Genomic DNA, 21,433 nt, shown 5'->3' on the forward strand with positions numbered 1-21,433 from the left:
GTAAGCCTTGCCTAACCTATCGGAGATCGGGGTGCACGCCAACCACGCCCCCCCCGGCGCGAACCGCTATCCGATGACGCCCAGCAGCGCCCGCGCGCACAGGTCGCGCACCTGCTCCCGGCTCAACTCCGCGTCCCGGAGCCACTCCAGGCAGACGGCGGTGGTGAAGGCGAGCCAGCCACGCACGGCCAGCCGGACCTGCGGGGCACATCCGAAGGCCGGCCCGAACTCGGGGTCGGCCGCGAGCGCGGCGAGGATCTGCTGCTCCTGGGCGGCGAGCGCCCGCTGGTAGACCCGGCGTACGGCCTGGTCCCCGGCCGCGTCGGCGCGGTGGAAGGCGCGGAAGCCGTGGGCGTGGGCCTGGACGTAGCCGAGGTAGGCGTCGAGGCCGGTGGTGAGCTGCTCGCGCACCGGCCTCCCGGGCACGGCCGCCGTCATGCGCAGCATCCGCTCGCTCTCGCGCTCCACGACCGCGGCGAAGAAGTCCCGCTTGGTCGGGAAGTAGTGGTACAGCAGCCCCCGGGAGACCCCCGCGATCTCGGCGACCTGCTCGATCCACACGTCGTCGTAGGGGCTCTCCGAGAACAGTCCGGCCCCGACCGACAGCAGCTGCTCACGGCGTTCCTCGGTGCTGAGTCGGCGCCGGGCGCGCTCCCCCTCGTTCGCGGGCATGGCGTCACTCTACTTGACGCGAGTTCAACAAGCGGCCCACACTGAAACCCGTTATTGAACCCACGTACAACACACGCGCCACAGGATCAACGGCCCGCTGGATCAAGGGAGATCGGCGTCATGGCTCAGACGACGGAGACCACGGGGACGGGCCTGCCGAAGGGTTTCCGCAGCGCCGAGCAGGGCTGGCCCGAGCTGCACCGCATCCCGCACCCGCCGCACCGGCTCCCGCTCCTCGGCGATGTGCTCGGCGCCGACCGGCGCACTCCGCTGCAGGACTCCATGCGCTTCGCACGCGACCTCGGCCCGGTCTTCCGGCGGCGGGCCTTCGGCAAGGAGTTCGTGTTCGTGTGGGGATCGCGGCTGGCCGCCGACCTCGCCGACGAGTCCCGGTTCGCCAAGCACGTCGGGCTCGGGGTGGCCAACCTGCGGCCGGTCGCCGGGGACGGGCTGTTCACCGCCTACAACCACGAGCCCAACTGGCAGCTGGCCCACGACGTCCTGGCACCCGGGTTCAGCCGGGAGGCCATGGAGGGCTACCACGGCATGATGCTGGCGGTCGCCGGCCGGCTGACCGACCACTGGGACCGGGAGGCCGCGGCCGGGCGCACGGTCGACGTGCCCGGCGACATGACGAAGCTGACCCTGGAGACGATCGGGCGCACCGGGTTCGGCCACGACTTCGGCTCCTTCGAACGGGACCGGCCGCACCCCTTCGTCACCGCCATGGTCGGCACGCTCACCTTCGCCCAGCGGCTGAACAGCGTGCCCGGGCCGCTCGCCCCGCTGCTGCTGCGTGCCGCCGCCCGGCGCAACGCGGCCGACATGGCCTACCTCGACCGCACGGTCGACGACCTGGTCGCGGCCCGCCGCCGGTCCGGCGGGGGTGACGGCGACCTGCTGGACCGCATGCTGGAGACGGCCCATCCGGAGACCGGCGAGAAGCTGTCGGCGGAGAACGTCCGCAAGCAGGTGATCACCTTCCTGGTGGCCGGCCACGAGACCACCTCGGGCGCGCTCTCCTTCGCCCTGTACTACCTGGCCCGGCACCCCGAGATCGCCGCCCGGGCCCGCGCCGAGGTGGACCGCGTCTGGGGCGGCACCGGCAGGCCCGGCTACGACCAGGTCGCCAAGCTGCGCTACCTCCGCCGGGTGCTGGACGAGTCGCTGCGGCTGTGGCCGACCGCCCCGGCGTTCGCCCGGGAGGCCCGGCACGACACCGTGCTCGCCGGGGAGCACCCGATGCGCCGGGGCGCCTGGGCGCTGGTGCTGACGCCGATGCTGCACCGGGACCCGGAGGCCTGGGGCGAGGACACCGAGCGGTTCGACCCGGACCGGTTCGAGGCGGCGGCCGTACGGGCCCGCCCCCCGCACACCTTCAAGCCCTTCGGCACCGGGGCCCGGGCCTGCATCGGCCGCCAGTTCGCGCTGCACGAGGCCACGCTGGTCCTGGGCCTGCTGCTCCGCCGCTACGAGCTGCGGGCCGACCCCGGCTACCGGCTGAGCGTCGTCGAACGGCTGACGGTGATGCCGGAGGGGCTGCGGCTCGGTCTTGCGCCCCGCAGGGCCGCCGGGAAGGGCGCGACCAGCCAGGACGGACCCGCACCCGGACACCGCTCCCTCGGTGCACTACCGGCGGAGTGCCCAGTGCACCGGCCGGCCGACTGACTCCGGCAACGTGGTACCCGCGCTGCCCCGCGCAGCGTTCAGCTGCGGCTGGGTGAGGAAGAACGCCCCGGTGAGATCCGCATCGGTCAGGTCCGCGTCACGCAGGTCGGCGCCGATCATGTCCGCGCAGCGCAGATCGGCACCGGTGAGGTCGGCGGCGATCAGGTAGGCGCCGCGCAGACTCGCCCCGCGCAGGTCGGCGCCCCGCAGCCGGGCCCCGATCAGGTCCGCGCCCCGGTGGTCCTTGCCCTTGCCTCTCCCCTTGCCCTTGCCCTTGCCGCCGACGCCGGCCCGGGCCAGCTCGCTGGTGCGCAGCAGGAGCACATTGACCTCCTGCCGGTACGCTGCCACGTCGAGCGCGGCCAGCTCCTCGGGGGTCTGCCGGGTGAGCCGTTCGGTCTCCTCCAGCGCCCGCCGCAGGTCCGGGTGGACGGGACGGGCGGCGGGCAGCTCCAGCGCCTCCGTCAGGTACCACAGCAGCTCGTGCAGCTGCCGTACGACGGGGAAGACGTCGAACATCTCCCGCGCCCGCTCCGCCGGCCCCCTCCGCCAGTCCTGCCCGCCGAAGGTGATCTGCGAGACCTTCTGTCCGGCGCCGAAGCAGTCGTAGACCGTGCAGCCGGTGAAACCCTTCGTGCGCAGGTCGGCGTGGACACCGCAGCGGTGGTCGTCCTGGAGGTTCGGGCACGGCTTGCCGGCCGGCTTGTCGAGCGCGAAGTCCGCGGAGCGGGCGAAGGGCAGGGCGACGCAGCAGAGTCCGAAGCAGCGCGCGCACTCCCCGCGCAGCTCCGGGAGGCCGGCTATCTGATCTGGCATGTGCACAGCCTACGGGGGGGGACGTCCCATCCGATATCCGGCGGTTGCGGCGCCTGCCCGACGGGGGTTACCTGGAAGTACCGGCGGTGAAGCGCGCACGGGGCCACGGCACGGGCCGAGGCCCACGCCTCCCTGTGCTCCCGCGGGCCATCGGCGCTCCTCGCCGCCGTCGTCCAGCGTTCGACGCGGGAGGTGACCCAGGTGAAAGCCGTCGTCTACGAGAAGCCTTTCAGTGTGACGGTGCGGGACGTCGACGATCCGCAGATACAGCACCCCAACGATGTGCTGGTACGCGTCACGTCGACTGCCATCTGCGGATCCGATCTGCATATGTACGAGGGCCGCACGGCGGCCGAGTCCGGCATCGTCTTCGGACACGAGAATCTCGGCATCATCGAGGAAGTCGGCCCCGGTGTGGCCTCCTTGTCCCAGGGAGACCGCGTCGTCATGCCGTTCAACGTGGCCTGCGGGTTCTGCAAGAACTGCCTCGCCGGAAAGACCGGCTTCTGCCTCACGGTCAATCCGGGCTTCGCCGGCGGAGCCTACGGATATGTGGCCATGGGCCCGTACAAGGGCGGTCAGGCAGAGCTGCTGCGGGTGCCCTTCGCCGACTTCAACTGTCTGAAACTGCCGCCGGGCGAGGAGTTCGAGACCGACTTCGTGCTGCTCGCCGACATCTTCCCGACCGGCTACCACGGCTGCGAGCTCGCTCAGGTCTCCCCCGGTGAGAGCGTGGCCGTCTTCGGTGCCGGACCGGTGGGCCTGATGGCCGCCTACTCCGCGCTGCTGCGCGGTGCGGCGAAGGTGTTCTCGGTCGACCGGGTGCCCGAGCGGCTCGCCAAGGCCGAGGAGATCGGGGCCATCCCCATCGACTTCACCAAGGGCGACCCGGCCGAGCAGATCAAGGAACAGACGAACGGAGAAGGGACCGACAAGGGCGTGGACGCCGTCGGCTACCAGGCCCAGGCGCACGACGCCAGCCACGAGGAACCCGCCATCGTGCTCAACGAACTGGTCATGACGGTGCGCCCGACCGGCATGCTCGGCGTCCCCGGGCTGTACGTGCCGTCCGACCCGGGCGGGCCCGACGATCATGCCAAGCACGGCCAGCTGCTGGTCTCCATCGGCAAGATGTTCGAGAAGGGCCAGCAGATGGGCACCGGTCAGTGCAACGTCAAGCGGTACAACCGCCAGCTGCGCGACATGATCATCGCGGGGCGGGCCAAGCCCAGCTTCGTGGTCTCCCACGAGCTGCCGCTGGACCAGGCTCCGCAGGCCTACGAGAAGTTCGACAAGCGGATCGAGGGCTACACCAAGGTGGTCCTGCACCCGGGTCACGCCCTGGCCGCGTGAGCCGCGCGCACCGCGCACCGCAGGGTCCGGACACCCGCGGGTGTCCGGACCCTCATGCGCGCCGGGTCACACCTCGTCGCGGGTCATCGCCAGCAGCCGGTCCAGGACCCGAGGCGCTCCGGCGCGCAGGCCGTCGTGCTCGAACTCGTTGGTGACCCAGGGGCGCAGGCCGCGGACGGCGTGGGCGGTCCGCAGCGCGTGGGCGGTGTCGACGTACATGTCGTCGTGGTAGACGGCTGCGGCCACCGGCACCTCGTTGGCGGCGAGGCGTTCGGCGTCGTACAGCGGGCGCCAGTCGGTGCGGGCGGCGAGCAGCTCGGCCGTCTCGCGCAGTGGGCGCAGGGCCGGGTCGGAGTCGAACATCCAGGGGTGGACCGTCTCCCCGGTGAAGAGGACCGGGGCGTCACCGGCGAGCGCCTTCGCCGCGTCGAACTGCGGGAACTCGGCCCGTACTCGCTCGGCGGCCCAGGCGGTGGGGCGCGTGTCCTGACCGTAGATCGCCTCGTGGACGAGGGCGTAGAGGGGGTGGCCGGCGTAGGACAGCAGGGACTGGGCGTGTTCCTGGAAGGCGTCGGACAGCTCGAGGCCGCCGGGCGTGCGGACGAAGGCGTCCTCCAGGAGGTGGTGCAGGCGGTGGCTGCCGTCGCTCGTGCCGAGCATCAGGCCCAGCGACTGGAAGGCCTCGGCCGTGAAGCGGTAGCCGTTCGGCAGGACCACGTCGTGCGTGAGGAGGTGGTCGGCGATCCGGCGGGCCCGCTCCACGTCCTGCGGGTAGCGGGCGTAGTGCGCGGTCACCTTGCGTTCGATGCGCGGGTAGGCGGCCCGGTAGACGTCGTCGGCGTGGGCGGTGAGGGAGGGCAGGCCGCCGGTGATCAGGGCCGCGTCCAGGCCCTCGGGGGCGAGGGAGAGGTACGACACCGTGCAGAAGCCGCCGAAGCTCTGGCCGAGCACGGTCCACGGGGCGCCGCCGGTCACCTCGGGCCGGATGGCCTCGCAGTCGCGGACGATGGAGTCGGCCCGGAAGTGGGTGAGGTAGCCGGCCTGCTCGGCGGGGCCGCCGCGCAGCGGGAGCGTCTGCCGGGTGGCGGGCGTGGAGCTGCCGGTGCCGCGCTGGTCCAGCAGCAGCACGCGGTAGTCCTTCAGAGCCCGGTCCAGCCAGGCCTGACGGCCGACGAAACGATTCGCCCCGAAGCCGGGGCCGCCCTGCAGGTACAGCAGCCAGGGCAGCTCCTGGCCTGCCTTGTCGCTCGCGACCGCCTCGCGGGCGTACAGCTCGATGGTCTCGCCACCGGGGTCGGCGTGATCGAGAGGCACGGTGAAGCGGCGGTCGGTGAGGACGACGCCGGGCTGGCGGTAGCTGAGGCTCAACGGGTCTCCCGGGACGGACGGGTCGGACGCGTCCCAGTTCAGCACATGACCGGGGGCGGGCCGACCCCCTGGATCATGGATTGTTACTGAACTCCCGGTCAGCGCGGGGCCGAGCGCCCGCTGTGCGACGCTTCAGCGTGCGGCGAGGCTCGAACGGCGTACCACCAGCTCCGGCTGGAGCACCACCCGGCGGTGCTCGTGCGCCGGGCCGCCGTCGCCCTGCTCGGTCTCCTCCAGCAGCAGTTCGGCGGCGAGCGCGCCCATGGTGACGGCGGGCTGGCGTACGGAGGTCAGCGGAACGGCGGCCGCCGCCGCGAACTCGATGTCGTCGTAGCCGACGATCGCGAGGTCGTCCGGGACGGTGACGCCGGCCGCGTACATGGCCTGCAGGACACCGAGGGCGAGCAGGTCGTTGGCGCAGAACACGGCGGTGGGCCGCTCCGCGAGGCCGAGGAGGCGGGCGCCCGCGTCCCGTCCCGCGGCCACGTCGAGGCGTTCGGTGGGCAGCTCACGCAGTGCGTCGGGACCGAGCCCCGCCTCGGCGAGGGCGTTCAGCGCGCCGGTGCGGCGGTCGCGGACCTGGTTGAGGCCCGGCGGTCCGCTGACGTAGGCGATCGACCGGTGCCCGGCGTCCACCAGGTGCCGGACGGCAAGCGCCCCGCCGGTCACGTCGTCGACGGAGACCGAGCACTCGGTGGTGCCCTCGGCGACCCGGTCGACCAGCACGAACGGAATGTTGTGCCGGCGGAAGGCGGCGATGTTGCGGCCGCTGGCGTCGGCCGGGGTGAGCAGCACACCACGCACCCGCTGTTCGGCGAAGAGCGACAGGTAGTCGGCCTCCTCGCCGGCGTTCTGCGCGCTGTTGCAGACCATCACGCCGAGCCCCGCCTCCCGGGCCGCCCGTTCGGCGCCCCGGGCCACGTCGACGAAGAAGGGGTTGCCCATGTCGAGGACGAGCAGCCCCATGATGCGGCTGCGGCCCGCGCGCAGCTGCCGCGCGGACTCGCTGCGGACGTAGCCGAGCCGGTCGATCGCGGACAGCACCCGCGCCCGGGTCTCGCTGGCGACGGTGTCCGGGCGGTTGATGACGTTGGACACCGTGCCCACCGACACACCGGCGGCGCGGGCCACGTCCTTGATACCCACCGACTGGGCCATCGGGCTTCTGACCTCCAGGAAGACGAGGGGCGGCGGGAGTGCCTTCACACTACCGTCAGGCGGGCGGCTCGAAGTCGATCACCACCTCCCGAAGGGGTTCGCCAGCACGGGGCTCCGGCATGCAAGGAGACCGCGCCCGAACTCGGTCGCCCGAGGGGCTGCGAGCCCGCTTCCGGCGGTGGTCATGACAGGTGGAACACCTCCGTGAGCGGTTTCACGGCCTCGTCGGGCCGAGCGCCGTCCAGCGACTCCGAGAACGGTGCCATCTCCGCCTGCCAACGGGCGTTGACCCCGGTGGCCTCCATACCGACCGGGGCGGCGGCGAAGTCCTCGGTCTCCAGACAGCCGACGAGCAGGCCGTCCTCGCGCAGGAACAGCCAGTAGTTGTGCCAGCCGGTCGCCCCGAGGGCGTCCAGCATCTCCGGCCACACGGCGGCATGCCGCTCGCGGTACTCGTCGAGGCGGTCCGCCCGGACCTCCAGCAGGAAGCACACGCGCTGCATCGACGACCCCCGCGGTCCTAGAAGTCGAACCGGTCGATGTTCTTCGCGTCGAACACGGTCGGCCTGCCCAGGTTGATCACACCGTCCTTGCCGAGGGTGTACGCCGTCCCGTCGGCCTTGAAGGTCTCGCCCTCCTTGCCGGTGATCTGCCCCGAGGCCAGCGCGACGGTGGTCCGAGCGGCCAGGTCGCCGAGCTTCGCCGGGTCCCACAGCTCGAAGGCGTCGACGGTGCCGTTCTTGACGTACTTGCGCATGTCGTCGGGGGTTCCGAGGCCGGTCAGCTCGACCTTGCCCTTGTACTTGGACCCCGAGAGGTACTGGGCGGCGGCCTTGATGCCGACGGTGGTCGGGGAGATGATCCCCTTCAGGTCCGGGTGCTCCTGGAGCAGGCCCTGGGTCTGCTGGAACGACTGCTGGGCGTCGTCGTTGCCGTACGCGATCTTGACGAGCTTGATGTCCTTGTACTTGGGGTCCTTCAGCTCGTCCTTCATGTAGCCGATCCAGGTGTTCTGGTTGGTCGCGGTCTGCGCGGCCGACAGGATCGCGATCTCGCCCTTGTACCCGATCTGCCGCGCGAGCAGCTGCACCTCGGTACGGCCCAGGTCCTCGGCGGACGCCTGCGAGACGAAGGCGTTGCGGCAGCCGGGGTCGGTGTCGGAGTCGTAGGTGACGACCTTGATGCCGTTCTTCATGGCCTGCTTGAGCGCGGTGCACAGGGCACCGGGGTCCTGTGCGGAGACGGCGATGCCGTTCACCTGCTGCTGGGTGAGCGTGTTGACGTAACTCACCTGCCCGGCGGTGTCGGTGGCGCTGGACGGCCCCACTTCCTTGTACGTGGACCCGAGCGCGGTGAGCGCCTTCTCGCCGCCCCTGTCGGCGCTGGTGAAGTAGGGGTTGTTGACCTGCTTGGGCAGGAAGCCGACGGTCAGTCCCTTCTTGGTGGCGGCGTTCGGGTCGGCCTTGCCGGCGGTGGCGGCCGAGCCGTTGTCGTCCTTGACGTCGTTCTTGGTGGTGCCACCGCAGGCGGTGAGGGCGACGGCGAGGGTGGTGGCGGCAAGGGTGATGCAGGTGCGGCGGAGGGATGACCTGGGCATGACGGGGTCCTTGTGAAAGAGGGTGAGTGGATGCGCCCCGAGCGGGCAAGGGGCGTCGTCGGTGCGGCTGCCGCCGCGTGCGCGCGACCAGCCGCAGCCGGCCCGCGGCCGGCGAACGGCCTAACCAGCGGAGCCGGCCGCCCTCGCCAGTGAGATCTGACGTGCGACCCTCGGTCCGAGCACGGATACGACGAGCAGCACGCCCGTGACGACGATCTGCGACTGCGCGGAGACGTTCAGCAGGCTCATCACGTTCTGCAGCGCCCCCAGCAGGAACACACCGGCGATCGCACCGCCCAGCGTCCCCTTGCCGCCGTCGAAGTCGATCCCGCCGAGCAGCACGGCGGCGACCACGGACAGCTCCAGCCCCGTCGCGTTGTCGTACCGCGCGCTCGCGTAGTGCAGGGCCCAGAAGACCCCCGTGAGCGCCGACATGAAGCCGGTGGCGACGAAGAGGATCAGCTTGGTCCGCTTGACCCGGATCCCCGCGAACCGCGCCGCCTCCTCGCTCGCCCCGACCGCGAACAGCGACCGTCCGAAGGGGGTGGCGTGCAGGAGGACGACGGCGACGGCGAGCAGCACCAGGAAGGCCGGGAACGCCTGGGGCAGGAAGGAGTTCCCGAGCCGGCCGGCCGCGAAGTCCAGGTACCGGGAGGGGAAGTCGGTGACCGCGTCCGAGCCGAGGACGATCTGGGCGATGCCCCGGTAGGCGGCCAGGGTGCCGATGGTGACGGCGAGGGACGGCAGCCCGAGCCGGGTCACCAGCAGGCCGTTGACCAGCCCGCAGACGACGCCCAGCAGCAGGCACAGCGGGATGATCGCCTCGATGGCCATGCCCTCGTTCCACAGCGTGCCCATCACCGCCCCGGACAGCCCGGCGGTCGACGCCACCGACAGGTCGATCTCGCCGGCGACCACGAGCAGGGTCATCGGCAGGGCGATCAGGGCGATCGGGAGGGTGTTGCCGAGGAGGAAGGACAGGTTGAGGGCGTTGCCGAAGCCGTCGACGAAGCCGAACGACAGCAGCAACAGGACCAGCAGGAGCGCGCCGACGACGGTGTCCCAGCGGATCGCGCGGGTGAGCGTCTCAGGCACCGGGGTTCTCCTTCGCCATGACGGTCCTCCTTCGGGCCGACTTCTTCTTCAGGGCGGCGGCCACCCGCAGCGCGACGATCCGGTCGACGGCGACGGCGAGCAGCAGCAGCACCCCGTTGATGGCGAGCACCCACACGGAGCTGACACCGAGGGCGGGCAGCACGCTGTTGACGGACGTGAGCAGCAGGGCGCCGAGCGCGGCGCCGTACACGCTGCCGGAGCCGCCGGTGAAGGCGACGCCGCCGACCACGACCGCGCTGACGACGGTGAGTTCGTAGCCGGTGCCGGTGCCGGAGTCGACGTTGCCGAACCGGGCCAGGTACAGGGCTCCGGCGAGTCCGGCGAGCGCGCCGCAGCAGGTGTAGGCGGCCAGGATCCGCTTGCGGACCGGGATGCCGGCGAGCCGTGCGGCCTCCGGGTTGGAGCCGAGGGCGTACAGCTCCCGTCCGCTGCCGTAGTGCTTGAGGTGGTACGCGGTCGCCACCAGCACCGCCAGCGCGATCAGCGCCGGCCACGGCAGCGCGGAGATGCCGCCGGAGCCGAAGTCGACGAAGCCGCCCGGGAGGTCGGCGGCGGTGATCTGCCGGGAGCCGACCCAGATGGAGTCGACGCCCCGGATGATGTACAGCGTGCCGAGCGTGACGACCAGCGCGGGCACCTGGCCGAGGCTGACCAGCGCGCCGTTGAGCAGGCCGAGACCGACGCCCAGCAGGACGGCCAGGAGAACGGCGACGACCGCGTTGCCGCCGCCGTGCAGGTAGGTGCCGGCGGCGAAGGCGCTGATGCCGAGGGTGGAGCCGACGGACAGGTCGACGTTGCGGGTGACGACGACCAGGGACTGGCCCGTCGCGACCAGCACCAGGATCGTGGCGTTGAGCAGCAGGTCCTTGATGCCCTGTGCGGACAGGAACTGGCTGTTGCCCGCCTGGGTGACGGCGATCATCAGCAGGAGGACGACGAGGATGGCCAGTTCGCGCATCTTGAGGACGCGGTCCACGAGGCGGGTGCCGCTCGACTCGGGCGTCCCGGCGACTGCGGTCTCGTTCGGCGTGGTCACCGTCATGCGGCGGCCCTCCCGGTGGCTGCGGCCATCACGGTCTCCTCGGTGGCGTCGGAGCGGGGTATCTCCGCGGTGATCCGGCCCTCGTGCATCACCAGCACCCGGTCGGCCATGCCGAGGATCTCCGGAAGGTCGGAGGAGATCATCAGCACCGCCACCCCGTCGGCGGCGAGCCGGGACAGCAGCCGGTGCACCTCGGCCTTCGTGCCGACGTCGATCCCGCGGGTCGGCTCGTCCACGATGAGCACCTTCGGGCCGGTGGCCAGCCACTTGGCGAGGACGACCTTCTGCTGGTTGCCGCCGGAGAGCGTGGCGACGGTGTCGGCGATCCGGGCGTACTTCACCTGGAGCTTCACCGCCCAGTCCAGGGAGCGGCTGCGTTCCGCGCCCCGGTCCATCAGGCCGGCCCTGACGGTCGTACGCAGTCCGGTCAGGCCGATGTTCCGCTCGATGGACATGTCCATCACCAGACCCTGGGCGCGCCGGTCCTCGGGGACCAGGGCGAGACCGGCGGCCACAGCGGTGGACGGCGCTCCGTTGGTGAGCCTGCGGCCGCCGACCTCGACCTCGCCGGCGTCCCATCGGTCGACGCCGAACACGGCCCGGGCGACCTCGGTACGGCCGGCCCCGACGAGACCGGCGAGGCCGACGATCTCCCCGCACCGCACCTCGAACGACACGTCCGTGAAAACGCCCTCGCGGGTCAACCGCCGTACGCTCAGGGCGACTTCGCCCAGCCGGACCTCCTGCTTCGGGTACAGCTCGTCCAGGTCTCGGCCGACCATGCGGCGGACCAGGTCGTCCTCGGTCATGCCGTCGAGGGGCTCGCTGGCGATCCGGGCACCGTCCCGCAGAGTGGTGACGGTCCGGCAGATCTGGAAGATCTCCTCCAGCCGGTGCGAGATGAACAGCACGGCCGCGCCCTGCTCGCGCAGGGTGCGTACGACGCCGAAGAGCCGGGCGACCTCGCTGCCGGTCAGGGCGGCGGTCGGCTCGTCCATGACCAGGACGCGGGCGTCGAAGGAGAGCGCCTTGGCGATCTCCACGATCTGCTGGTCGGCGATCGAGAGGCCGCGGGCGGGCCGGTCGGGGTCGAGGGCGACGCCGAGGCGCTTCATCAGGGCGGCCGTGGCCGCGCGGGTGGCCTTGTGGTCGATCCGGCCGAGGGCCCGCTCGGGCCGGCGGCCCATGAAGATGTTCTCGGCGATCGACAGGTCGGGAAAGAGCGTGGGTTCCTGGTAGATCACGGCGATTCCGGCGTCGCGGGCGTCGCCGGGGCCGTGGAGGACGACGGGCTCCCCGTCGAGCAGCACCTGGCCGGCGTCCGGCCGGTGCACCCCGGCGAGGGTCTTGATCAGCGTCGACTTGCCCGCGCCGTTCTCGCCGGCGAGGGCGTGCACCTCGCCGGGCAGCAGCTCCAGGGAGACATCCCGCAGGGCGCGTACGGCGCCGAAGGACTTGGAGACGCCCTTCAGCGCCAGCACCGGGGGCGGTCCCGTGTCAGGCGGGTGGGTCATGGATGGCTCCTCGACGACGCCTGGGGCAGGCGCCTCACGGCGTCGTGAAAGGTTTCAACTGGATTGCCGGGACCGTAGGCAGCGCAGCCATGTCACGTCAATGGGTCCGTGTCGAAAAACTTTCGATAGCCGTAGGACACGGCCAAGTCGCGGAAGAATGGGTTGACCGGGGCGCTTGACACGCCTCTGGACGGCCCCTAGCTTGCCATTCTGAATCGTTTCACACGCTCAGTCGTTCGGACCGACCTCACAGGAGCCCCGAAGTGACCGACCTCGCCGCGGTGAAGGCCGCGCTCAAGACCCAGGCCGTCGAGACGCCGTCGTGGGCATACGGGAATTCGGGGACCCGTTTCAAGGTGTTCGCCCAGGCCGGTGTGCCGCGCTCCCCCTGGGAGAAGCTCCAGGACGCGGCCAGGGTGCACGAGTTCACGGGCGTCGCCCCGACCGTCGCCCTGCACATCCCCTGGGACCGGGTCGACGACTACGCCGCGCTGGCCGGGTACGCCGGGGAACACGGGGTGCGGCTCGGCGCGATCAACTCCAACACCTTCCAGGACGACGACTACAGGCTGGGCAGCGTCTGCCATCCGGACCCGGCGGTGCGGCGCAAGGCCGTCGGTCATCTGCTGGAGTGCGTGGACATCATGGACGCGACGGGCTCAACCGATCTGAAGCTGTGGTTCGCGGACGGTACGAACTATCCCGGCCAGGACGACGTACGGGCGCGCCAGGACCGGCTGGCCGAGGGGCTGGCCGAGGTCTACGCGCGGCTCGGCGAGGGGCAGCGGATGCTGCTGGAGTACAAGTTCTTCGAGCCGGCGTTCTACACGACGGACGTGCCGGACTGGGGGACGGCGTACGCGCACTGTCTGAAGCTCGGGCCGAGGGCGAAGGTCGTGGTCGACACCGGGCACCATGCGCCGGGGACGAACATCGAGTTCATCGTGGCGACGCTGTTGCGGGAGGGCAGGCTCGGGGGGTTCGACTTCAACTCGCGGTTCTACGCGGACGACGATCTGATGGTGGGGGCCGCCGACCCGTTCCAGCTGTTCCGGATCATGTGCGAGGTGGTGTGGGGCGGGGGGTTCACCTCCGAGGTGGCGTTCATGCTGGATCAGTGCCACAACATCGAGGCGAAGATTCCGGCGATCATCCGGTCGGTGATGAATGTTCAGGAGGCTTCGGCGAAAGCGCTGTCGGTGGATCGGCCGGCGTTGGCTGCCGCCCAGGCTTCGGGGGATGTGCTGGGGGCCCATGGCGTGCTGATGGATGCATACAACACCGATGTGCGGCCGTTGCTCCGGGAGGTCCGGCAGGAGATGGGGGTGGATCCCGACCCGTTGGCCGCGTATGCCCGGTCCGGGTGGGCGGAGAAGGTTGCCGCCGAGCGGGTCGGCGGTCAGCCGGCGGGGTGGGGGGCGTAGAGCGCGACCCAGCCCCGCGCCCCTTGGAACGCCCATCTCTTCCGAAAAGGAATGTTCCTCATGACCACCCATCCCGAAGCCTCCGCGCTCCTCTCCCGCTCCCACCGGCTCGGCTCCGACCCCCGTAACACCAACTACGCCGGCGGCAACGCCTCCGCCAAGGGCACCGGCACCGATCCCGTCACCGGGGGTGATGTCGAGCTGATGTGGGTGAAGGGGTCCGGGGGTGATCTCGGTACGCTCACCGAGGGCGGGCTGGCCGTGTTGCGGCTGGACCGGCTGCGGGCCCTCGCCGACGTGTACCCGGGTGTCGAGCGGGAGGACGAGATGGTCGCCGCGTTCGACTACTGCCTGCACGGCAGGGGAGGGGCCGCTCCCTCCATCGACACCGCCATGCACGGGCTCGTGGACGCACCGCACGTCGACCATCTGCACCCCGACTCGGGGATCGCGCTCGCCTGCGCCGCCGACGGGGAGAAGCTGACCGCCGAGTGTTTCGGGGACAGCGTGGTCTGGGTGCCGTGGCGGCGGCCGGGCTTTCAGCTGGGACTGGACGTCGCCGCCGTCAAGGAGGCGAATCCGCAGGCCGTCGGGTGCGTCCTCGGCGGGCACGGCATCACCGCCTGGGGGGACTCCTCCGAGGAGTGCGAGCGCAACTCGCTGCACATCATCCGCACCGCCGAGGCGTTCCTCGCGAAGCGCGGGAAGGCCGAGCCGTTCGGGCCGGTGATCGAGGGGTACCGGGCGCTGCCCCCGGGCGAGCGGCGGGAGCGGGCCGCCGCCCTCGCGCCGTACGTCCGGGCGCTCGCCTCCCAGGACCGGGCGCAGGTCGGGCACTTCACCGATTCCGGTGTCGTCCTGGACTTCCTCGCCCGCGCCGCACACCCCCGGCTCGCGGCGCTCGGCACCTCCTGCCCCGACCACTTCCTGCGCACCAAGGTACGGCCGCTGGTCCTCGACCTGCCGCCGAGCGCGCCCCTCGAGGACGCCGTCGCCCGGCTGCGGGAGCTGCACGCCCGGTACCGCGAGGAGTACGCCGCCTACTATGCGCGGCACGCCTCACCGGACTCCCCCGCCATGCGCGGTGCCGACCCGGCGATCGTGCTCGTCCCCGGGGTGGGCATGTTCTCGTACGGCAAGGACAAGCAGACCGCCCGTGTGGCCGGCGAGTTCTACGTGAACGCCGTCAACGTCATGCGCGGCGCCGAGGCCGTCTCCGCCTACGCGCCGATCGAGGAGGCGGAGAAGTTCCGCATCGAGTACTGGGCGCTGGAGGAGGCCAAGCTCCGGCGGATGCCGGAGCCCAGGCCGTTGGCCACACGCGTCGCGCTCGTCACGGGGGCCGGCAGCGGGATCGGGAAGGCCATCGCGCACCGGCTGGCAGCCGAAGGCGCGTGTGTCGTCGTGGCCGATCTCGACGGGGACAACGCCGCCGCCGTGGCACAGGAGCTGGGCGGACCGGACACGGCCGTCGCCGTGACCGTGGACGTCACGTCCGAGGAGCAGATCACCGCCGCCTTCCGGGCGGCCGTGCTGGCCTTCGGGGGCGTCGACCTCGTCGTCAACAACGCCGGGATCTCCGTCTCCAAGCCCCTGCTGGAGACGTCGGCCGACGACTGGGACCTCCAGCACGACATCATGGCCCGGGGATCGTTCCTGGTGTCGCGGGAGGCGGCCCGTGTGATGATCGCGCAGGGGCTGGGCGGCGACGTCGTCTACATCGCCTCCAAGAACGCCGTCTTCGCCGGGCCCGACAACATCGCCTACTCCGCGACCAAGGCCGACCAGGCGCATCAAGTGCGGTTGCTGGCCGCCGAGCTGGGCGAGCACGGGATACGGGTCAACGGGGTCAACCCGGACGGTGTGGTGCGCGGTTCCGGGATCTTCGCCGGCGGCTGGGGCGCCCGGCGGGCCGCGGTGTACGGGGTGCCGGAGGAGAAGCTGGGCGAGTTCTACGCGCAGCGGACACTCCTGAAGCGCGAGGTGCTGCCCGAGCACGTGGCGAACGCGGTGTTCGCGCTCACGGGCGGCGACCTCACCCACACCACCGGGCTGCACGTCCCGGTCGACGCGGGTGTGGCGGCCGCGTTCCTGCGATGAGCACGGGCGTGAAGTCGTACGCCGCCGTCGACCTGGGCGCCTCCAGCGGGCGGGTCATGCTCGGCCGGGTCGGCCCGGACTCCGTGGAGCTGAGCGAGGTGCACCGGTTCCCCAACCGGCCGGTGCGGGTCCCGGAGGGGCTGCGCTGGGACGTGCTCGGGCTGTACGGCGGTGTCCTGGACGGGCTGCGGGCGGTGGGCCCGGTGGACTCCGTCGGCATCGACGGCTGGGCCGTGGACCACGGGCTGCTGGACGCCGACGGCGCCCTGCTCGGCAACCCCGTGCACTACCGCGACGCCCGCACCGAGGGCGTCGCCGAGAAGGTGTGGGCGACTGTGCCGGCCGAGGAGCTGTATGCGGCCACCGGGTTGCAGTACGCCCCGTTCAACACCCTGTACCAGCTCACGGCCGCCCGCTCGACGGCGCAGTTCGCCCGAGCCGTACGCCTGTTGCTGATCCCCGATCTGCTGACGTACTGGCTGACCGGCGAGCAGGGCACCGAGCTGACCAATGCCTCCACCACCCAGCTGATCGATCCCCGCACCCGCACGTGGTCGTACGACGTCGCCGGGCGGCTGGGCATCGACCTCGGGCTGTTCGCGCCGCTGCGGCAGCCGGGCGATCCGGCCGGTGTGCTGCGGCCGGAGGTGCTCCGGGAGACGGGCCTCACGGGTCCGGTTCCGGTGACGGCCGTCGGCTCGCACGACACCGCGTCCGCGGTGGCCGCCGTCCCGGCGACCGGTGAGCGCTTCGCCTACATCTGCACCGGCACCTGGTCCCTGGCCGGGCTGGAGCTGACCGCTCCGGTGCTGACCGAGGAGAGCCGGGCCGCGAACTTCACCAACGAGCTGGGGCTCGACGGGACCGTCCGGTACCTGCGGAACATCATGGGGCTGTGGCTGCTCCAGGAATGCGTACGGGCCTGGGGGGAGCCGGATCTGGGGGCGCTGCTGCGCGAGGCGGCCGGCGTGCCGGCGCTGCGCTCGGTGGTGGACGCCGGGGACGAGCGGTTCCTGGCGCCGGGCCGGATGCCGGAACGGATCGCCGGGTCGTGCCGGGAGTCGGGCCAGCCGGTGCCCGCCTCGCGGGCCGAGGTCACCCGGTGCATCCTCGACTCGCTCGCCCTCGCCCACCGGCGGGCCGTGCGGGACGCGCAGCGGCTGGCCGACCGTCCGGTGGACGTGGTGTACGTCGTCGGCGGGGGCACCCGCAACGCCCTGTTGTGCCAGCTGACGGCCGACGCCTGCGGGCTGCCCGTGGTGGCCGGCGCGACGGAGGCGGCGGCTCTGGGGAACGTCCTGGTGCAGGCCCGGGCCCAGGGACTGACCGGCGACCTCGCCGCCATGCGCCGGCTGCTGGCCGGGACCCAGCCGCTGACCCGGTACGCGCCCCGGGGCGGCACCGCCCGCTGGCGGGACGCCGGGGAACGGCTCGCCGCGCGGTGAGCCGCGTCTCCTTTCGGCGGGGGTGCGCCCACTACCCTGCACTCGTCCGACGACCGTCTCCGAGGAGCCGCGATGCGTGTCGCCCTTTTCCTGACCTGTGTCAACGACACGCTCTATCCGGACACCGGCCGGGCCGTGGTGAAACTGCTGACCGCACTGGGCGTCGACGTCGACTTCCCGATGGGCCAGACCTGCTGCGGACAGGCGCACTACAACACCGGCTACCGGCACGAGGCGGAGCCGCTCGCCCGGCATTTCTCCGATGTCTTCCGGGACTACGAGGCGATCGTCACCCCGTCCGGGTCCTGCGGGGCGATGGTGCGCGAGCTGTATCCCCGGATGGGCGAGCGGGCCAGAGCCGAGGGGCGCGGGGACGCGCTGGCGCGGACGCTGGCGCCGGTGGTGCCGCGGACGTACGAGCTGACGGAGTTCCTGGTGGACGTGCTGGGGGTGACGGACGTGGGCGCGTACTACCCGCACAAGGTCACCTATCACCCGACCTGCCACGGGCTGCGCGGGCTCGGCCTCGGGGACCGGCCGCTCCGGCTTCTGCGGGCCGTCGAGGGGCTGGAACTGGTCGAGCTGCCCGGGGCCGAGGAGTGCTGCGGGTTCGGCGGGACGTTCGCGGTGAAGAACGCGGAAGTGTCGGCCGCGATGGGCGTGGACAAGGTACGCAACGCGGAGTCGACGGGCGCTTCGGTGCTGTGCGCGGCCGACAACTCCTGCCTGATGCACCTCGGCGGCACCATGAGCCGGCTCCGGGTGGGGATGCGGCCGGTGCACATCGCGGAGATCCTGGCGAGCACGAAGGAGGAGACGGCGGTATGAGCGGGACGTTCGTCGGCATGCCGGCCTTTCCCGAGGCCGCGCGGGAGGCCGTCCACGACACCACCCTGCGCGGCAATCTGCGGCACGCCACACACACCATCCGCGCCAAACGGGCCAGAGCGGTGGCCGAGTTGTCCGACTGGGCCGAGCTGCGAGAGGCGGGCCGCCGGATCAAGGACCACACGCTGCGCCGTCTCGACCGGTACCTGGAGCAGTTGGAGGAGTCGGTCACCACGGCCGGCGGCACGGTCCACTGGGCGGTGGACGCCGACGAGGCCAACCGGATCGTGACCGAACTGGTCCGGGCGACCGGCGAGTCGGAGGTCGTCAAGGTCAAGTCGATGGCCACGCAGGAGATCGGGCTGAACGAGGCGCTCGAGGCCGCGGGCATCCGTGCCTACGAGACCGATCTCGCCGAGCTGATCGTGCAGTTGGGCATGGACCGCCCCTCGCACATCCTGGTCCCGGCGATCCACCGCAACCGCGGTGAGATCCGGGACATCTTCGCGACCGAGATGGGCGCCTGGGGCCGCCCGGCTCCCGAGGGGCTGACCGACGCGCCCGCCGAGCTCGCCGAGGCGGCCCGGCTGCACCTGCGGGAGAAGTTCCTGCGGGCCAAGGTCGGCATCTCGGGTGCCAACTTCATGGTCGCGGAGACCGGCACGCTGGTGGTCGTGGAGTCCGAGGGCAACGGCCGGATGTGCCTGACCCTGCCGGAGACGCTGATCTCGGTCGTCGGCATCGAGAAGGTGGTGCCGGCCTGGCGTGACCTGGAGGTCTTCCTGCAGACCCTCCCCCGCTCCTCCACCGCCGAGCGGATGAACCCGTACACGAGCATGTGGACGGGGACCACGGACGAGGACGGGCCGCGGACCTTCCATCTGGTGCTGCTGGACAACGGCCGCACCGACACCCTCGCCGACCGGGTGGGCCGTCAGGCGCTGCGCTGCATCCGCTGCTCGGCCTGTCTCAACGTGTGCCCCGTGTACGAGCGGGCCGGCGGGCACGCGTACGGCTCGGTCTATCCGGGTCCCATCGGCGCCATCCTCAGCCCCCAGCTGCGGGGCACGGCGAGCGAGATCGATGCCTCGCTGCCGTACGCGTCGACCCTGTGCGGCGCCTGCTACGAGGTCTGTCCGGTCGCCATCGACATCCCCGAGGTGCTGGTGCATCTGCGGGAGCGGGTCGTGGAGGGCGGGCCTGCGGTGCGGCAGGGCAACCGGGTGGTGCTGAAGCCGGCCAGGGGGCACGCGGCGGAGCGGGCGGCGATGCGGGTGGCGCGCTGGGCCTTCGCCCGCCCCGGCGCCCTGCGCGCGGGCCAGCGGCTCGCCTCCCGCACCCGCCGGCTGCACCCGCGTACCCTGCCGGGCCCGGGCAGCGCCTGGACCGGCAGCCGGGATCTGCCGGCGGTGCCGGCGGAACCCTTCCGGGACTGGTGGCAGCGTACGCGCGGTGGACAGGAGGGCACCGAGTGAGCAGCAGGGAACGGATCCTGGGCCGGGTGCGGCGCGCGCTGGCCGATGTGGCACCGGACGAGCGGCCGTACGAGGAGGCCGTGCCGCGGGACTATCTGCGGGAGCACGGGGACCGAACGGTCGAGCGGACGGTGGACCTGCTCGCGGAGAACCTGGCGGACTACCGGGCGCTCGTGCACCGCTGCACCGAGGACGAACTCCCCGCCCTCGTCGCGCGATTGCTCGCGGACCGGAAGTCGGGCTCGGTGCTGGTGCCGCCGGGACTGCCGGAGGGCTGGCTGGCACGGACGGACGTGGCGCGGGTCGCCGACCGGGGCGACAGCACGCCGCACGACCTGGACCGCGTCGACAGCGTGGTCACCGCCTGCGCGGTGGCGATCGCCGAGACCGGCACCATCGTCCTGGACGGCGGCCCCGACCAGGGACGGCGTCGGATCAGTCTCGTCCCCGACCACCACATCTGTGTGGTCCGCGTCCCCGACCAGGTCGTCTCCGCCGTCCCGCAGGCCCTCGAACGCCTCGACCCGAGGAGCCCGTTGACGTGGATCTCCGGTCCCTCGGCCACCAGCGACATCGAACTGGACCGGGTGGAGGGCGTGCACGGCCCGCGCACCCTGGAGGTGGTGCTGGTCGGCTGAGGTGCGTCACCTGGCCGACGCGGCCGCCGGGCGCCCCGCCGACGGCCCCGTTAGCGTGAGGGAATGATCCGGTTCGAGCAGGTCACCAAGCGGTATCCGGACGGTACGACGGCTGTGGACGACCTGTCCTTCGAGGTGGCCGAGGGGGAGCTCGTCACGCTGGTCGGGCCGTCCGGCTGCGGCAAGACGACGACCATGATGATGGTGAACCGGCTCATCGAACCGACCTCGGGCCGGATCTTCGTCGGCGGCGAGGACGTCGCGACGGTCGACCCGGTGCGGCTGCGCCGCCGCATCGGCTACGTCATCCAGCAGGTGGGCCTCTTCCCGCACCGCACCGTCCTGGACAACACCGCGACCGTGCCCGCGCTGCTCGGCTGGAAGCGGGCCGAGGCGCGGGCCCGGGCGGCCGAGCTGCTGGACCTGGTGGGGCTCGACCCGAAGACGTACGGGCCGCGCTATCCCGAGCAGTTGTCGGGCGGGCAGCGGCAGCGGGTCGGGGTGGCGCGGGCGCTCGCGGCCGATCCGCCGGTGCTGCTGATGGACGAGCCGTTCGGGGCGGTCGACCCGGTGGTGCGCGAGCAGCTGCAGGACGAGTTCCTGCGGATGCAGGCGGCGGTACGCAAGACCGTGCTGCTGGTCACCCATGACCTCGAGGAGGCGGTCCGGCTCGGTGACCGGATCGCCGTGTACGGGCAGGGGCGGATCGAGCAGTTCGACACGCCGGGCGCGGTGCTCGGGGCGCCCGCCACCTCCTACGTCGCCTCCTTCGTGGGAGCCGACCGCGGCCTGAAGCGGCTGTCGGTCACCACGATCGAGCCGGACGACCTACAGCAGCCGCCCGTGGCCCGGCTGGACGAGCCCGCCGACCGGGCCCGTGAGCGGCTGCGGGCCGAGGGAGGACGGTGGGCGGTCGTCCTGGACGCGCACGGCGATCTGCACGGCTGGGCCGGCGTCGACGAGCTGGCGGCCGGCGGCACGGTTGGCGATCTGGCCCACCGGATGACGGCGTGGGTCCCGGTGGGCGCGCCGCTGAAGCAGGCGTTCGGGGTGATGCTCCAGTACGACGCCGGGTGGGTCGCGGTGCTGGACGGCGCGCGGTTCCTCGGCGTGCTCACCCCGGCCAAGCTGCACGAGGCGCTGCGCCGCTCGGTGGACGCGGAGGCGCGGGGCGTGGCGCGGGGGCAGGTGCCGTTCGACTCGGTGTCGGACGCATGAC

Annotated in this window: 18 protein-coding genes; 9 read left to right on the forward strand and 9 right to left on the reverse strand. The window is 72.0% G+C overall.

Annotated features, from left to right (window positions below):
• Nucleotides 1–66: 66 nt before the first annotated feature.
• Nucleotides 67–672: a TetR/AcrR family transcriptional regulator gene (locus ACIHEJ_RS00725; protein ID WP_400131017.1), complete on the reverse strand. Its 606-nt coding sequence runs from the start codon at nucleotides 670–672 to the stop codon at nucleotides 67–69.
• A gap of 120 nt (nucleotides 673–792) precedes the next feature.
• On the opposite strand from ACIHEJ_RS00725, the gene ACIHEJ_RS00730 reads away from it, so the two are divergent.
• Nucleotides 793–2,340: a cytochrome P450 gene (locus tag ACIHEJ_RS00730; protein WP_400131019.1), complete on the forward strand. Its 1,548-nt coding sequence runs from the start codon at nucleotides 793–795 to the stop codon at nucleotides 2,338–2,340.
• Here ACIHEJ_RS00730 and ACIHEJ_RS00735 read toward each other — a convergent pair.
• Nucleotides 2,302–3,156, reverse strand: coding sequence for a pentapeptide repeat-containing protein (locus ACIHEJ_RS00735; RefSeq protein WP_400131021.1), 855 nt, complete (start codon nucleotides 3,154–3,156; stop codon nucleotides 2,302–2,304). The two genes, ACIHEJ_RS00730 and ACIHEJ_RS00735, sit on opposite strands and share 39 nt — an antisense overlap.
• A 201-nt stretch (nucleotides 3,157–3,357) precedes the next feature.
• Here ACIHEJ_RS00735 and ACIHEJ_RS00740 point away from each other — a divergent pair, with 201 nt between their 5' ends.
• Nucleotides 3,358–4,509, forward strand: coding sequence for a glutathione-independent formaldehyde dehydrogenase (locus ACIHEJ_RS00740; protein WP_400131023.1), 1,152 nt, complete (start codon nucleotides 3,358–3,360; stop codon nucleotides 4,507–4,509).
• Nucleotides 4,510–4,575: 66 nt separating this feature from the next.
• Here ACIHEJ_RS00740 and ACIHEJ_RS00745 read toward each other — a convergent pair whose 3' ends face one another.
• The 7 genes from ACIHEJ_RS00745 to ACIHEJ_RS00775 all read right to left on the reverse strand — a co-directional run bounded on the left by ACIHEJ_RS00745 (nucleotide 4,576) and on the right by ACIHEJ_RS00775 (nucleotide 12,304).
• On the reverse strand, nucleotides 4,576–5,877 hold the full coding sequence (locus tag ACIHEJ_RS00745) for an alpha/beta fold hydrolase (protein WP_400131025.1): 1,302 nt from the start codon (nucleotides 5,875–5,877) through the stop codon (nucleotides 4,576–4,578).
• Nucleotides 5,878–6,009: 132 nt separating this feature from the next.
• The gene (locus ACIHEJ_RS00750) at nucleotides 6,010–7,035 is read right to left on the reverse strand and encodes a LacI family DNA-binding transcriptional regulator (RefSeq protein ID WP_400131027.1); all 1,026 of its coding nucleotides are present in this window, start codon (nucleotides 7,033–7,035) and stop codon (nucleotides 6,010–6,012) included.
• 182 nt (nucleotides 7,036–7,217) lie between these two features.
• Entirely contained in the window at nucleotides 7,218–7,538 is a 321-nt protein-coding gene (locus tag ACIHEJ_RS00755; RefSeq protein WP_400131029.1) for an L-rhamnose mutarotase, read from the reverse strand.
• A 17-nt stretch (nucleotides 7,539–7,555) separates the two neighbouring features.
• Nucleotides 7,556–8,632 (reverse strand): rhamnose ABC transporter substrate-binding protein, encoded by a 1,077-nt coding sequence (gene rhaS / locus ACIHEJ_RS00760; protein WP_400131031.1) that lies wholly within the window; start codon nucleotides 8,630–8,632, stop codon nucleotides 7,556–7,558.
• 120 nt (nucleotides 8,633–8,752) lie between these two features.
• A complete protein-coding gene (locus ACIHEJ_RS00765; RefSeq protein ID WP_400131033.1) occupies nucleotides 8,753–9,727 on the reverse strand; it encodes an ABC transporter permease in 975 nt (324 codons plus the stop codon).
• Entirely contained in the window at nucleotides 9,720–10,790 is a 1,071-nt protein-coding gene (locus tag ACIHEJ_RS00770; RefSeq protein WP_400131034.1) for an ABC transporter permease, read from the reverse strand. Before ACIHEJ_RS00770 ends, ACIHEJ_RS00765 begins: the two co-directional genes overlap by 8 nt.
• Nucleotides 10,787–12,304 (reverse strand): sugar ABC transporter ATP-binding protein, encoded by a 1,518-nt coding sequence (locus ACIHEJ_RS00775; RefSeq protein ID WP_400131037.1) that lies wholly within the window; start codon nucleotides 12,302–12,304, stop codon nucleotides 10,787–10,789. Before ACIHEJ_RS00775 ends, ACIHEJ_RS00770 begins: the two co-directional genes overlap by 4 nt.
• A 263-nt stretch (nucleotides 12,305–12,567) precedes the next feature.
• Here ACIHEJ_RS00775 and rhaI point away from each other — a divergent pair, with 263 nt between their 5' ends.
• The 7 genes from rhaI to ACIHEJ_RS00810 all read left to right on the forward strand — a co-directional run bounded on the left by rhaI (nucleotide 12,568) and on the right by ACIHEJ_RS00810 (nucleotide 21,432).
• Nucleotides 12,568–13,728, forward strand: coding sequence for an L-rhamnose isomerase (rhaI, locus tag ACIHEJ_RS00780; RefSeq protein WP_400131039.1), 1,161 nt, complete (start codon nucleotides 12,568–12,570; stop codon nucleotides 13,726–13,728).
• Between the two features lie 60 nt (nucleotides 13,729–13,788).
• A complete protein-coding gene (locus ACIHEJ_RS00785; RefSeq protein ID WP_400131041.1) occupies nucleotides 13,789–15,828 on the forward strand; it encodes a bifunctional aldolase/short-chain dehydrogenase in 2,040 nt (679 codons plus the stop codon).
• Nucleotides 15,825–17,273 (forward strand): rhamnulokinase family protein, encoded by a 1,449-nt coding sequence (locus tag ACIHEJ_RS00790; RefSeq protein ID WP_400131043.1) that lies wholly within the window; start codon nucleotides 15,825–15,827, stop codon nucleotides 17,271–17,273. The genes ACIHEJ_RS00785 and ACIHEJ_RS00790 overlap by 4 nt, the downstream gene beginning before the upstream one ends.
• Nucleotides 17,274–17,345: 72 nt before the next feature.
• Nucleotides 17,346–18,101: a (Fe-S)-binding protein gene (locus ACIHEJ_RS00795; RefSeq protein ID WP_400131045.1), complete on the forward strand. Its 756-nt coding sequence runs from the start codon at nucleotides 17,346–17,348 to the stop codon at nucleotides 18,099–18,101.
• Complete coding sequence (locus ACIHEJ_RS00800) at nucleotides 18,098–19,576, forward strand: LutB/LldF family L-lactate oxidation iron-sulfur protein (RefSeq protein ID WP_400131047.1); 1,479 nt, start codon at nucleotides 18,098–18,100, stop codon at nucleotides 19,574–19,576. Before ACIHEJ_RS00795 ends, ACIHEJ_RS00800 begins: the two co-directional genes overlap by 4 nt.
• The gene (locus tag ACIHEJ_RS00805) at nucleotides 19,573–20,214 is read left to right on the forward strand and encodes a lactate utilization protein C (RefSeq protein WP_400131049.1); all 642 of its coding nucleotides are present in this window, start codon (nucleotides 19,573–19,575) and stop codon (nucleotides 20,212–20,214) included. The genes ACIHEJ_RS00800 and ACIHEJ_RS00805 overlap by 4 nt, the downstream gene beginning before the upstream one ends.
• A 63-nt stretch (nucleotides 20,215–20,277) precedes the next feature.
• Nucleotides 20,278–21,432, forward strand: a complete 1,155-nt coding sequence (locus ACIHEJ_RS00810) for an ATP-binding cassette domain-containing protein (RefSeq protein ID WP_400131051.1) — start codon at nucleotides 20,278–20,280, stop codon at nucleotides 21,430–21,432.
• The last annotated feature ends 1 nt before the right edge of the window (nucleotide 21,433 follow it).

Origin of the sequence: Streptomyces sp. NPDC052301 (assembly GCF_044593395.1) — a bacterium.
In the GTDB taxonomy this organism is placed as follows: domain Bacteria; phylum Actinomycetota; class Actinomycetes; order Streptomycetales; family Streptomycetaceae; genus Streptomyces.